Origin of the sequence: Runella zeae DSM 19591 (genome assembly GCF_000423565.1) — a bacterium.
Lineage (GTDB): Bacteria > Bacteroidota > Bacteroidia > Cytophagales > Spirosomataceae > Runella > Runella zeae.
On record NZ_KE384040.1, the window covers coordinates 116132 to 129793 of the forward strand.

General features: G+C 42.9%; 12 protein-coding genes and 1 riboswitch. Of the genes, 4 read left to right on the top strand and 8 right to left on the bottom strand.

The genetic code is table 11. From position 1 onward, the window contains the following. Window positions 1-91: 91 nt before the first annotated feature. Window positions 92-3289 carry a ligand-binding sensor domain-containing protein gene (locus tag G563_RS0126470; protein ID WP_028667991.1) on the bottom strand — a complete coding sequence of 1066 codons (3198 nt, stop codon included), beginning with the start codon at window positions 3287-3289 and terminating at the stop codon, window positions 92-94. 316 nt (window positions 3290-3605) lie between these two features. On the opposite strand from G563_RS0126470, the gene G563_RS0126475 reads away from it, so the two are divergent. Together G563_RS0126475 and G563_RS0126480 are read left to right on the top strand one after the other, a co-directional pair. After that, entirely contained in the window at window positions 3606-4307 is a 702-nt protein-coding gene (locus G563_RS0126475) for a DUF3592 domain-containing protein (RefSeq protein WP_028667992.1), read from the top strand. A gap of 81 nt (window positions 4308-4388) precedes the next feature. Beyond that, entirely contained in the window at window positions 4389-4856 is a 468-nt protein-coding gene (locus G563_RS0126480; RefSeq protein ID WP_028667993.1) for a pyrophosphohydrolase domain-containing protein, read from the top strand. A gap of 47 nt (window positions 4857-4903) precedes the next feature. Here G563_RS0126480 and G563_RS0126485 read toward each other — a convergent pair whose 3' ends face one another. Together G563_RS0126485 and G563_RS0126490 are read right to left on the bottom strand one after the other, a co-directional pair. Then, the gene (locus G563_RS0126485) at window positions 4904-6604 is read right to left on the bottom strand and encodes an ArnT family glycosyltransferase (protein WP_028667994.1); all 1701 of its coding nucleotides are present in this window, start codon (window positions 6602-6604) and stop codon (window positions 4904-4906) included. Next, window positions 6601-7233, bottom strand: coding sequence for a phosphatase PAP2 family protein (locus G563_RS0126490; RefSeq protein ID WP_028667995.1), 633 nt, complete (start codon window positions 7231-7233; stop codon window positions 6601-6603). The genes G563_RS0126485 and G563_RS0126490 overlap by 4 nt, the downstream gene beginning before the upstream one ends. A gap of 76 nt (window positions 7234-7309) precedes the next feature. Here G563_RS0126490 and G563_RS0126495 point away from each other — a divergent pair, with 76 nt between their 5' ends. Beyond that, window positions 7310-8140 carry a hypothetical protein gene (locus G563_RS0126495; protein ID WP_028667996.1) on the top strand — a complete coding sequence of 277 codons (831 nt, stop codon included), beginning with the start codon at window positions 7310-7312 and terminating at the stop codon, window positions 8138-8140. A gap of 56 nt (window positions 8141-8196) precedes the next feature. Here the strand turns inward: G563_RS0126495 and G563_RS0126500 are convergent, their stop codons facing one another. The 5 genes from G563_RS0126500 to G563_RS0126520 form a co-directional block, all read right to left on the bottom strand. Next, a complete protein-coding gene (locus G563_RS0126500) occupies window positions 8197-8448 on the bottom strand; it encodes a Trm112 family protein (protein WP_028667997.1) in 252 nt (83 codons plus the stop codon). After that, entirely contained in the window at window positions 8426-9079 is a 654-nt protein-coding gene (locus G563_RS35955) for a thiamine phosphate synthase (RefSeq protein WP_063828444.1), read from the bottom strand. Before G563_RS35955 ends, G563_RS0126500 begins: the two co-directional genes overlap by 23 nt. Further along, on the bottom strand, window positions 9076-10137 hold the full coding sequence (locus G563_RS0126510; RefSeq protein ID WP_028667998.1) for an AIR synthase family protein: 1062 nt from the start codon (window positions 10135-10137) through the stop codon (window positions 9076-9078). The genes G563_RS35955 and G563_RS0126510 overlap by 4 nt, the downstream gene beginning before the upstream one ends. A 3-nt stretch (window positions 10138-10140) precedes the next feature. After that, window positions 10141-10839, bottom strand: coding sequence for a class I SAM-dependent methyltransferase (locus tag G563_RS0126515; RefSeq protein ID WP_157585625.1), 699 nt, complete (start codon window positions 10837-10839; stop codon window positions 10141-10143). A 68-nt stretch (window positions 10840-10907) separates the two neighbouring features. Next, window positions 10908-11000, bottom strand: a riboswitch (TPP riboswitch). A gap of 51 nt (window positions 11001-11051) precedes the next feature. Further along, window positions 11052-12215, bottom strand: coding sequence for a WD40/YVTN/BNR-like repeat-containing protein (locus G563_RS0126520; RefSeq protein WP_229598575.1), 1164 nt, complete (start codon window positions 12213-12215; stop codon window positions 11052-11054). On the opposite strand from G563_RS0126520, the gene G563_RS35960 reads away from it, so the two are divergent. Beyond that, window positions 12197-13606, top strand: coding sequence for a S41 family peptidase (locus tag G563_RS35960; protein ID WP_051211222.1), 1410 nt, complete (start codon window positions 12197-12199; stop codon window positions 13604-13606). The two genes, G563_RS0126520 and G563_RS35960, sit on opposite strands and share 19 nt — an antisense overlap. Window positions 13607-13662: the final 56 nt, after the last annotated feature.

Genomic DNA, 13662 nt, shown 5'->3' on the forward strand with positions numbered 1-13662 from the left:
CAAAGCTAAAAAGACGGAGAGAGGTCTTAAACAAAAAAATATTAAGTCGTTGATTTATTGAGTTATGTCTGCTAAACCAACAACTAAGCCGTTAGTCGATAAGTGGTACATAGACCAAAAACCGATCCTCAGTTTCTAGTATTTTGAGTGGTTTGTCGCTCAGATAACTATACAAAGCTCTAAAATCGCCAAGCCCTTTTTTGTTGGATGTGGTTACGGTTATTCTCTTTTGAAGGTTGTTTTCAAACACTAAATAGCCGTCTTTTTCGCTGATTTGAATCCACAGCGGCGATTCCAAGGTAGTGGTATTATGTTTGATAGCATTTTCTATAAGATTTTGAAACGTAACTGGTACTACCTTTTTGTTTAAAATGTCGTCGGGAAGGTTTAACTCGATTTTTAAACCTGCTCCATACCGCATGTGTAGTAGGCTTACAAAATCGTTGGCAAAACGCAGTTCTTGTTCGAGGCTAACTACTTCATGGTCATCGTTTTCGATCAAATAACGATACACTTTTGTAAGTTGGCGTAAGTATTTAGAAGCGAGCTTATAATCTTTATAAATCAAGCTATCCAATACCGCTAAGCTATTGAAGAGAAAGTGCGGGTTGAGTTGATTTACTAGATTTTGGTACCTCGACAATAGCTTTTCTCGTTCGAGCAATATCGCTTTTCGTTCGGTTTCGGCCTGCTGTTTTTGGGCTAATTCAAATTTTTGTTGGTAGGTTAGTTTTTCGGTAAGTTCCTGATTGAGCTGTTTTTGAAGGGTACGTTGTTCTTCCAACAATTTTACTTCGAGGGCGTGTTCTCGCTCAATCATTTTTACCCGCCACAAATAATAATAAATACCTGCCCCAATGATACTAATACCCAACAACACCCGAAACCACCAAGTCTGCCAAAAAGGTGGGTAAATAATAATAGAAAGGCGATAAGGAACAGTGTTCCAAAGGCCATCATTATTAGCGGCTTTGACGTGCAAAACATACTCTCCCGGTGGTACATTAAGATAGTTGAGGGTGGCTTGTCGGCTGGGCGGACTCCAGCGTTTTTCGAGATTTTCAAGCCAAAACGTAAAAAGGTTGTTTTCGGAATGATCGTAGCTTAGAGCAGAAGCTTCTATGGTGAGGTCATTTTCGTCATAGCTAAGACTAACAGGGCGGTCTGATTTTGGAATCAAGGTAGAAAGCTTTTCTTTGCCATATACCTTGAGTGAAGTAATCACTACCGGCGGCACATAATTGTTGGTTTTGACATGTTTAGGATGAAACTTTACCAAACCATACAGCCCCCCAAAATAAAGGTTTCCCTGAGAATCTTTGAGAACAGACTTGGTTTCAATAGAAAGCACTTTAAGGTTGTCGGCTCTTCCAAAAGATACAAAACGTTTGGTGAGGGCATCATATTTGCAGAGTCCGTTGGCAGTACCCATCCAGAGGGTATTGCCAACCATCACTAAAGCCGAAACGTAGTTGTTAACCAAGCCATCTCGGGTAAAATAATTAGTAAATTCTTGGGTTTTTGTGTCTAAATAAGCGAGCCCATTATCTGTGCCCATCCATATATTTCCCTTGCTATCTTCGGCAAAAGACATGACGCCGTTGTCAGGTAGGCTTTTGGGATTGTCTTCTTGGTATCGATAGGTTTTTACGGTTTTCAAATCATGACTAATACACAGTACTTCATCTACGCCGCAGCCTGCCCAAAGGTTGTTTTTGCTATCTACATACAAACTATTGAAGCGATTGAGAGGCAGGCGTCGGATACGCTCATCATTGAAACGATTGGCAAATGTTTTGGTTTTGGGGTCAAAAATATTGAGCCCTTCATCGGTTCCTATGTACAGCTGACCGCCAGGTCTAGGATAAACATCATACACGTTTTTGCCAGCTACAAAATCTCTTCGGCTAAGATTGGAGGGAGGCGAAGGCATGGTTTCGTTGGGCAAAAAATCGTAGACTTCCATTTGACCCGTGCTTGGAATCAAGTGATGAAAACGGGCGTGTGTCCCAAACCACACTTCATCCTGGGGGTCTACCCATACACAATTGACGGCATGGTCGGTTGGGACTTTAGGGTCTTTAGGTTCGTATTTATAAATCTTATAGGCATTGGTTTGTTGATTGACCCAAAGCATTCCATTGTCGGTTGCGAGCCATAAGTTATTGGCGCGATCAATTCCGATTCGGTTGATCGCCGCACCATTAGCAGAGCTTGGTTTATAGCCTGTTTTATCGAGTGGTGACGAAAACGACTGGTTAGAAGGATGAAAACGACTGATGCCTTTATAGGCTGTCGTAAACCACAGCACTCCCGAGTGGTCTTGAAAAATAGCCCTCACATAGTTAGAACTAAGGCTATTGGGATTACTAATATCACTTTGATACTGTTGAAATTTTTGTTGAGCTTCATTGTACGAAAACACTCCCTCTCCTTGCGTACTAATCCAAAGCTTGCCATCTTTTGCAAAAAACAAACAACTAATCTCGCGGGCTTGTGGCATAGGAATACCAATACGTGCAAAATGTCCAGTGTAGGGGTTTAGTGCTGATAAAGAGCCGTTGCGATTACCTACAATGATATGCCCTGTTTTGGGATGCTTAACTAGCGCCGAAACAGAGTTGTCAGGAATACTACCCAATTCGTCGCTTTTGCAAAAAACTTCAAAAGTTTTTTCGACATAATCATAGTGATAAAGCCCCAAATCAGTCCCAATCCACACCGTATTGCCGTCGACGAAGAGTGTGCGAGTTGAATAAACCGATGACTTGGAAGACTCGTCAGTAGGGAGCTTGAGAAGTTCAGATTTTTTAGTTTTGGGGTCAAAAACAATCACCCCGTGCGCCGTAGCGAGCCAAAGTTTACCGCGTTTGTCTTCCCCAATTGCCCTGATATAGTCGGAGCGCTCACCGTATTGAGTGAAGTGAAATCTTTCAAAACGCTGTGTTTTAAAATCAAATCGATTAAATCCATGCTGTGTTCCCACCCATAAGGTGCCATTTTTGGATAAAAAAACGGACCTTACAATGATATCAGACAATGAATAAGGGTTTTGTCGGTCGTGGTCAAATACCAAACATCGAGTGCCATCGTATCGGGTCAATCCTGCCAATGTACCTACCCATATAAACCCTGAAGTGTCTTGCACAATGCCGGTGGCATAATGAATCGGTAAGCCTTGCTCAGGGCTTAAATGTTGAAAAGAAATATCAGAAGATTGTGCACCCACATTCCACAACCTACAGCAGCTAAACAAAAATATAAAAATGGTGGTGGGGCGAAGAGGCATTCGGAAGTTGTGAAATGATATGATATATAAAGTTGCAAAAAAAGAACTGTATCTGAAAAACTATAGCGGATGAAAGTAAAATCAGAAAGAGAAATAAAAAAAGAAAAAAACTTGAGGCGTGGATTGTGAACCGTGAAGCGTAGGCAATCACGGTATGAACCGTAGGAAAACAGCTTTGAAAAGCCCTAACTCCAACCGAATAATAAGTGAGTGGCGACATGATTTGAAATACTAAATAACTTTGCTGAAAAACAGACACTTACGTGGTTTTTGAAGGCCAGTAAGGAAATGAAACAGCAATAAACATTTATTAATCATGTGGTTGAAAAATAATTTTTGGACTTTCTTTTGTGGCTTATTTGCTCTGGTGGGTACTATTTTTGGTATCGTGGCTTATTCAAGTTGGAGCTCTACCCAAACCCTCAAACGCAAAGGCGTAGAAACGGTCGGTACAGTAGAGGGGTTTAATCGGAACCGAAAGGGCTCATCTGCTCCCGTGATAGTGTACACCACTCGCGAAGGCGTAGAGGCTCGTTATTATTCTTCTACCTATTCGAGCCCGCCTGCTTATGACCTTGGCGAAGAAGTTAAACTATGGTATATGCCCAACAAACCCGACGACGTGGTACTAAGTGGCATCGATTCGTGGTTGTTCCCTGTCATTTTTGGCGCTTTTTCGGTCATTTTTGCTGGGATTGGCTATGGTGGATTGATAGGAATATGGCGAAAAAATCGTAACAAAGAAAAGCTGAAAGAAAGCGGCCAAACCATCCTTGCCGATGTAGTAGATGTAAGATTCAATGCTTCTTTGAGAATAGGCGGCAAAAGTCCTTGGGTTATCGTGGCTCAGTATTTTGATGCTCATTCCCAAAAAGTATATACGTATGAGAGCGACAATATTTGGTATAATCCTTCGCCTTTTCTGACGCTTGGACAAAAAATCAAAGTGCGCGTAGAACCGCAAAATTATGCTATTTATGAGGTAGATATTTCGTTTTTACCATCTGTGGGCAATTAAGATGTCTCAAAAGCGGGGAGGCTTCTCCGTGTTTTTTGTTAGTTTTGGGGCATAGTTTTATCCCAACAACTCATTTATTCAATGGAACCATTAGATTGCCTCAATCAAGTCGCTGATTTTCACCGTACTTTTAAACACCCCATACTCGAAGCTCCCCAAATCCCTTCAGAAGACCGCTGCAAACTCAGAGTAGCACTGATTGCTGAAGAGTTGAAGGAGCTGGAAGTGGCGATTTTGGAGAAAGACATCGTAGGCGTAGCCGACGCTCTCGCCGATATTCAATATGTACTTTCAGGGGCAGTATTGGAATTTGGATTGGGCCATAAATTCAAAGCCTTGTTTGACGAAGTGCAGCGCTCCAATATGAGCAAAGCGTGTAATTCTGTCGAAGAAGCCGAAGCCACCATTAAGCACTTTCAGGACAAAGGCACGGATTGTTATTATAAAGAAGACAATGGCAAGTACCTTGTCTATCGCACTTCCGACAATAAAACTTTGAAATCGGTATTTTATTCACCTGCCGATTTAGAAGGTGTTTTGAACCAATAAATAAAACTTGGCAGGTCTGAAAAAACATCAAGCCTGCCAAGCACTTATCAGGGATTCAAAGACTCCGAGATTTTTTGATAATCGGGTTTTCTTCTGAAAAACACAAACCCATTTTCTTCTTTTATAAGCTCCAGATTGGGATGACTACGGTACGGCTCGGCGCGGTCGATTCGTGAAATCAAAAAAGTAGGTTTATCTACGGGGCCATTGATGAGCCACTCTTCATTACTTGCTTCGGGGCGCACACCGGGAGGTTTTTTGAAATAAAAAAACTGCGCATAACTCTTAAATCCAATAGGCCACACATAAATATCCTGCCCCCTTTTGGATTCATAAAAATCAATGACAGTTTGCTGCGTATATCCTTCTATTTTGGGAACCACTATGGCGCTATAAATAAACATTAAAAGCGCTGTAGCAAAAAATACGGTCCTGATAGCCAGTAGTTTGTTTTGGTTTTTGAGAAACAGTGCCGCACAAATAATACAAAAGTAACCTACGCCAAAAAACCACTCATAGCCTTTCCACTCCACAGGTGCCTGTAAATTGCCCACTACGAATGTGTCATCAATGTAGGGCGTAAAAAAGGCGGTATAAATACCAATCAGCGGCACGGCCATGAGGGCAAGAGAAAGTACAAAACCCACCACAAGAAAAAACGTACTCACCCATTTTGGCCATGTAACTTGGTTTTGAAGCCATCGATATAGCCACAATGCCGCCAAAAACGATAGCGGGAAGTAAGTCATGGAGCTATAATGGACGATTTTGGTCTTCACGATTGAGAATACAATCATTACTACCCAAAACAAACATAGCATCAGCAAGGCAAATCCTTGAGGGAGAGGGTTTTTAGGGGTTTTGCCAATTTTTTTGACCAAAGGAGCAAAAATCGCCAATACGTATGGAAGACCCAACACCGAAATAGGAAAGCATCCTATCAATACTACCACAAAATGATAATAGAAAGGTTGACCGTGGTCGGCTTCGGAGGTAGCTCCCAGCCGATACAGGTATTCTAAGAAGGCCACAAAGGTAGCCCATCCACTTTCCCAAATGATAGCCAACATCCATCCTAAAGTAAGTAAGCCCGCCGTGAGCCCAAAAATAAAAAGGTTTTTAAATGAATAAATCGGTGCTTGGGAGGGGGATTTTGATTGAAAATAACTCAACGCCCAATAGGCTCCCAACGTAAGGGTCGGTATGCCTACTCCCACGGGGCCTTTGGTCCAGACGGCTAATCCTGCAAAGACACCCGCCCAAAAAAAACGTAAAGGTTTGTCGGAAGGAAAAAGCAAAACGACGCTCAAAAACATAAAATAATTGAACCAAGGGTCGATGATACCCGATTTGAAATACAAATGTGGCGTAATAGAACCTACATAAGCCAATGCCCATAGGAAGCCAAAGCGGGCATTGTAAAGACGTTTGCCTAAAAAATAAAAAGTCAAAAGCGTGACGAGACCAATGACAGCGTTAGGAAAACGCGCCGCAAATTCGTTGACTCCGAAGGTTTTCATAGAAAGAACCTGTAGCCAAATAAACAAGGGCGGTTTTTCCCAAAAAGGTTGGTAGTCGATTTGGACACGAAGATAATTGCCCGTAATGAGCATTTCGCGCGCCGATTCGGCAAAATTGATTTCGTCCCAATCAAATAAATGTACTTTTCCCAAGAAAGGAACAAAAAAAACGATAGCTAACAACGCGACTGCCCAAGGTTTTTCGAATATAGATTGTTGATTTTTCATGACAAGCTTGTTTGATTCATGCGCTGTTTCCAAAAAAGTGCTACCCCCAATGCCGTGATGCTACCCAGCATCGAACCTACGAATACATCGACCAAAAAATGTTGGAGTAAGTACATTCGCGAAAACCCTACCAACGACGCCGCCACAAGGCACATAAACTTTAAGAAAGGGGATTTGGTCCAAATGGCAATAAGAGCAAAAAAAGCAAAAGCAGAAGTGGTATGTCCTGACGGAAAACTATTCCATTGGCTTAGTTCTACCCCCGAAACAGTGTGTAAATGCTGCATCATTCCCGAAAAATACTGAGCGGGGCGGGGTTCTTTCGGGAACCCAAAGTTTTTGATGAGTTGCGCCAATATCCCCGAAATAGCATAAGCAGTGATGATTAGAACCCCTTTGATTCGTGACCAATACATCATGATAAAACCTACTCCGATGCAAAAAATACCGTCCCCTACGTGAGTATAATATTTGAAAAATACATCCGCCCATGAACTATGATGCCGATTGATTTCTAGACTAATGATGCCTTGTCGATACAGAAGCTGATAAGTGCCCAATACTAGCAAGAGAAGGCAATACGGTGCGATAAAAGGTAAGTTGGAACGTAGTGCGCGAAAAAAGTTCATGATGCAAAGATAGGCCACTTGAAAATAAAATTACCATCTTTACGTTGTGTATGCGTTTACAACTTTTCAAATTTTTATGAAAAAACTATTCTTCTTCGGTTTGTTTAGTATTTTTTTGGTGAGCTTTCAGGCAGTGGCTCAAAAAGTACTCCAAGAGGTTATTGTAGAGTACGTGGTTTTTCGTACCAGCAATACTGTCAATAATCTGTTGGCAAAAAATAAACCTATCAAAGTCACGCTTCCCAAAGGTACAGCAGGGGCTTTTTATCGAATTACGGTGTATAAAAATGAGAAAGTAAACACTTGGGATACTTTTTATAAGAATCTTCGGGTGATCAATCCTGATACTTTGAGTAAAGAAGGCTTTGATTTTAGACCCTACTTGGCAGAACCCAATGGCGAATTGAGCGTAGATGTGGCTTTCTTTACGGACAAAAAAGCAGCGAGCGATTTTGATTCTGGCAAAGAAGCAACGGCCTGCTACAAAGTAGAAGATACCAAAAGTGCAGTAGGTATGTTGGATAAAACTTGCGTAGGAGAAGAATTGTATTTTGTGGTAAAGAAAAAAGAAAAGTCAACCTTAGCGACGGTAAAAGTCGAAATAGTAGCTTTGGCTGATATTGCTACCGACCCTGTCAACGATCGTTATCCTTTTTCGATTCAAAACGAACTTAGCAATGAAATCGCCTATGAAGTAAGCGGCGACCGTATCAATTGGCAGGCGTTTTTCTTACCTACCAAAAAGAAGGCCGAATTTAAACTTGCTGATAGCCAAGTGTATATGAGGGTGAGTACGGTCGATAAAGCAAGTGAAGAATACAAAGTAGAATCGGGCAAAAAGTATCGATTGTATTGGAACAAGGATAAAAATAGTATTGATTTAGGTGAAATATCCCCTAAAAAATAATCATTCTCAGATATAACCCCGGCTGCGTTTTGAACGCAGCCGGGGTTTTTTATGCGTTACTCGGGGGTATTGGTAGTACCAAGCTGTTTTGCCCACCGCGCCATGATAGGTGCTTCAAGTTGTTTTTCGCGGTATTCGTCGGGGTTCATGATTGGAATGCCGTACACAATGGGATAATACCGCGCACAAGCAGGACAGGAAAGTAAGCCTTCGATGATGTTTTGGTTGACATCCTGGGTAATGATTGTCAGTTTGAGGTCTTGTTTGTCAAACGGACAGCAAAGTTTATGAATGAGGGTTGCTTTCATGGTTGAGAAAATGATTTTTAAATTGGACAGTGATTGTAAATGGGTCGTCTGATTTCATAATGCCCGAAATCAACGCCACGCCATCGATACCGCAAGGAAGAAGCGAGGCAATATTGTCTAAGCTAATGCCACCAGCCACAAAAATGGGAAGTGGGGTAGTGGCTCGCGCTTGCATGACAGTAGAGGGCTGGACAATTTCACAAGAATCGGTGGCAGAAGTAGGAAACATTGAGCAAAAAGAAACATAATCAAATCCATGTTTGGTAGCCCAGTGTACCGTAGATAGGTCGTTGCCGCAAGTAATTCCCTTCAAAAAAGGTCTAACAAGTTCTTTTTGTATCACTGATAGTTGGTGAGGAGGTGCATCAAAATGAACGCCGTCAAGGGAAGAATTTTTTAACAACTCCCAATGATTGTTGATAAAAACAGGAACTTCGTACTCATGCGCTAAAGCCGTGATAGCCTCGATATATCCCTTTTTAGAAGTATCGGGCAGCCAGTGATCCCAAATTTGTACGGTGCTGATTCCTGCTTTGAGCGCTTGCTCTAGTCTCGGCAGCGTAAATGAAAGTTCCCATGCAGGGTCGATGACGAGATAAACACCTCCCCTAATTTTTTTAAAATCATTCATGTGAGTCCTTGCTTAAGTGCGTTGAAAAAGGCTGCCCAATAGGGGTCGGTATCAGGTGGAATGATATTGTGGCTTCCTTGAGCAGACTGAATGCGAACCCCTTCGGAGGGAGCTACAAATCTTCCTACACAAGTAGCGGCAATATGATTTTCTTCCAAGGTTTTGAGCAGTGCGGCAGTACTATTGGGAGCTACGGCCATAATCATACTGCCTGCGCCTACGCAATAGGCAGGGTCGATATTGAAAACCCCACACACACGCTGAGGAATAGTCCCAAGGGGCAAACTGTCTTTTTCTACCAAAGCGCCACAGCCCGATGCTAGGGCCATTTCGTATATCGCTCCCAAAATCCCGCCTTCCGTTACATCGTGCATGGCCGTGATTGCTTTTGGGGTATGTTGATTAAAATGAGCCGCAATAAGTGCTTCGGAGAGACTACTGGTTTGGTAAAACAAGGCAGAAGCTTCCTGATACACTTCATGTCCACACAGGTTTTTGACGGTATTGGGAAAACTCCGCGCCAAAATAGAAGTAGCTACCAAAGCGGCTTGTTTCGTCACCACGATATCTTGTCCTGACTGTGCCCATTGGCTACATAGCATTTGACCTTTGGGCGCGGTAGCAATCATGGTGCCGCCTCCGGCAATAGTGGAATCTAGCCCCTGAAATCTGCCCGTATGCCCGCCTGTGATAGCCACGCCTATTTGTTGACAAAATGAGTGGATATATTGCCAATATACCTCAAAATCATGGGCAGAGACATAAGACGGAAGGTTGAGGACAAACTGCGCGTACTGAGGTGCGATGCCAGTGGTAGCCATGTCGTTGGCCATGAGATGTACCGATAGCCAAGCCGATTCTTCCAATCCCAAATTGGGAATATAAGACAGAGGGTCGCTGGTGAGGGCCATTTCATATCCATTAGGTAAATCTATAATGGAGATGTCGGTACCAAAACTAGGCCCCACTCTTACTTCGGTACGGGTAGCACCGCAGTAGGGGAAAATCTGCGATTTGAAATCTTCGTCGGAGATTTTGCCCGTTTTTGTATCTTCCATGTCTTATAAAAGTTTGACGTACAATCCAAAGAAATCACCATATGGAACACTCCATTGTTGTAATGGAAACCACTTAGGAAGTCCCGTACAGGTCCATTCTATGCTGTATTGGCGTCCTTTGAGGGCTTCGTCGATGATAGAAATGAGATGATTGGGGGTATAAAAAGTGGCGGTTACGTAGAAAGGGTTTTTCCCGAAAGCCTGCTGAATACGTCGGCGGGCTACTTTGGGCGAATTGCGATTCATCATCCCAAACACAATACCATGCTTGCCTACGCGAGCAGCTTCGCGAATAACCTTCACAGGGTCGCGGTAATATTCGAAAGTAGTGATAAAAGCTACGGCGTCGAACGTGTGGTCTTTGAAGGGCATATGATGAGAATCGGCCATGACCAAATCACCTTTGAAAAGATGCACCGCTTGTGCCAACATAAAAGGCGAAATGTCGCCGCCCGAAGCCTCAATCCCAATCTGATGCCACCAACGCGTGAAGCGCGCGGTACCACAGCCAAATTCTAACAATGTCTTGACGCGACTGTCTTTTGTGACGAGTTGCTCAATCACCTTCTTTTGCCATACTTCAGCACGTTTGTAGGGGCCTTCGTACCACTGCTCGTAGGTATCTGTAAACTCCCGATTAAAAAACCATTCTTTGCGGTTTTGCCAGTTGGTTAGGTCTTTTTTGACTAGTTCAAAGCTCATAGTTTTGGACATAAAAAAAGCCACATCTCCCCGCAAAAGGGAAATGTGGCTATGTGTGTGATATGATAGTTTCTGTTTGACGCATTTCCTACGCTGGTCCTAACCAGTTCAGGTTCGCGGGTATAATCTCAGCCTCCCAGGAGGCACCCCGATGCAAATTTTAATGCTACAAATGTAAGTGCTTTGGTTTGTTTTTCAAGCTAAAAGGTATCTTAAAAATCTATTTTTGCGATTTGTCCCTTGGCTCCTATTGTCCAGCAGCTGTTATCGATGCAGGTCATAGCGTGCATTCCGTTAGGGGTATCAGTGAGCGGTTGCCATGTTTGAGCGTTATCTTTAGAAACTGCACTTCCAGCAGGGCCTACGGTGACGAGCCACCCGTTTTTAAGCTTCGCTACTGCTTCTTTCAGTCCTGCGGGAGTGGTAGCAGTGGCTTTTTGCCAAGTCTTACCTCCATCTTGGGTGATGATTACGTTCTCAAAATCTCCTTTTTCAGCTTTATAATTGCCACCTACGGCGATTCCATTTTTCAAATCCCAAAAATGCAAACCAAAAATGCCCGAAGAAGCATCTGCTTTCATGGGGGTATCGGTGACTTGCCAATGCAGTCCACGGTCAGGGGAAAAAAACACCCGAGCGCGGTCGGCACCGCCCGAGCCTATCCATATATTATTTTTTCCGGTCACTACCATCGTAGAATTGCTAGCGGCAAAGGAGGCTTCATTGGGTAGGTTGGAAGGTAAAGAAGCAGGGGAGAGGCGTTCCCAAGTTTTTCCACCATCGGCGGTTTTGAGGAGGTAGAGGCGATTGTCGATAGGGTCGCCAAAAATGACGCCATTTTTGGAATCCCAAAAAGCTATTCCATCCAAGAATACACCTTTTTGGGAGGTTTCCCACACTAGCTGCCAGCTGTTGCCAGCGTCGGTAGTGCGGTAGATTTTCGCCTGCCCCTCTTCGGCAAGTCCAGCGCTGACGATGATGGCATTTTGGGCATCCAACGCTTTGATACCTCTAAAATCTAGTTTTTCGGCCCCATTGACACGGATAACATTCCAAGTGGTACCGCCGTCGGTGGTTCGTAAAACAGTACCTTGGGAGCCACTTGCCCATACCACTTTGGCATTGACTGCCGAAATTGCTCTAAAACTGGATTCGGTGCCGCTTGATTGGAGGCGCCATTGGGCAAAAAGTACCGTGGGAAAAAATATTCCAAAAAAAATAATAAAGCGTGAAAACATTTTAGTGGGTAGTTTGTCGTAATTGATAAAATGAGGCGTAAAGTTTTGGGTATAAAGGGATTTGAAATAAATTTGGTCTTTACTCGTTTTGAAACGGGTCGTAAACCTTCTCAACAAATATGCGAAAATTAATTTCAAAAATAGCGCTTTTTAGCGCGTTTGGATTTTTAGTGATTTTAAGTGCTTGCAAACAGAAAGATGTATTGCAAGGCGACGCTCTTGTCAATGAATTTGTGGCGGTCAATATGGATTTTTGGTACTATTGGCGTGATAAAATCCCCACCGGAGCGCTTGACAATAAAACCTTAGCTTCTGAAAATTACTTCAATTCGTTGCTTTATACTTTTGATAAGCAAGCCCGCCCCGACGGTGACCGGTTTTCGCGTTTTCTGACCAATGCCGAAAGTACGGAGGCGTCGTTGCTTGGAGAGTCGAAAACGACCGGTGCTCGCATAGCACTTTACAACAATAACGGCAACATTGCAGGCTTTGTGATGTATGTTTATCCTGATTCGCCCGCCCAAAAAAGTGGTATTAAGAGGGGCGATATTTTTAGTAAAATCACCGTAGATGGCGAAATCGCAACCAGCAGTAACTATGGGCAACTTTTTGAAAAAGGGACCAATTATGTTTACACTTTGGGGAAAGTTGATAGCGGAAATTTTGTAAATACTGACCAAACTAAGTCGGTAGTGGCGCTGCCTCTTCAAGAAGACCCCATGTTGCTTGATACTGTTTATGTCAAAAATGATAAAAAAATTGGGTATTTGGTCTATAATCGCTTTTACTCAAAACCCAACAATAGCGACCAACCATTGTATGACCAAAAAATGGCTCGAATATTTGGGAAGTTCAAAGCGGCAGGAATCAACGAATTTGTGCTGGATTTGAGATACAACGGAGGTGGCTATATATCTACGGCGGTCGTTTTAGGGAGCTTTATTGCCAAAGGCGTGACGGATAAAACGGTTTTTTCCAAAGATGAATACAACTCAAAAGTAGCTCCTGAACTAGAAAAAAAACAAGGGAAAGAGTTTAATATCAACTATTTTCAAAACAAGGCCGAAAATGTTGGTAGTAATCTTCAACGAGTATATGTGCTTGTGAGTGGGCGTACGGCTTCGGCAAGCGAACTTGTAATCAATGCCCTCAAGCCTTTCATGGAGGTGGTTATTATTGGGGATGTCACGGTAGGAAAAAACGTAGGCTCGATTGTGATCAAAGACGACAAGAAGAGATTTCAGCAAGGTATGATGCCGATTGTCCTAAAAACTTTTAACTCGGCGGGAAAGTCTGATTATACGGCAGGTTTTGTACCTAGTGTTACGGTCAAAGAATCTTTGAGTCAGCCTTTTTATGCCTTTGGTGACTTGCGAGAGCCTTTGCTTTCGGAAGCTTATTTTCAAATCACGGGTACTCGCAATGCTCGTAGGGGTATTGTCGAAACTATTGAGCTAGATAAGAAAAAAATAGCCCCTTTGGCAGTCGAAACAGAAATGATTGTAGAAAATCCTGGAATTACCTTTTAGGGTATCATTTTATTACTATGCCCTTTGACTATTACCTATAATCAAAGGGCATTTGT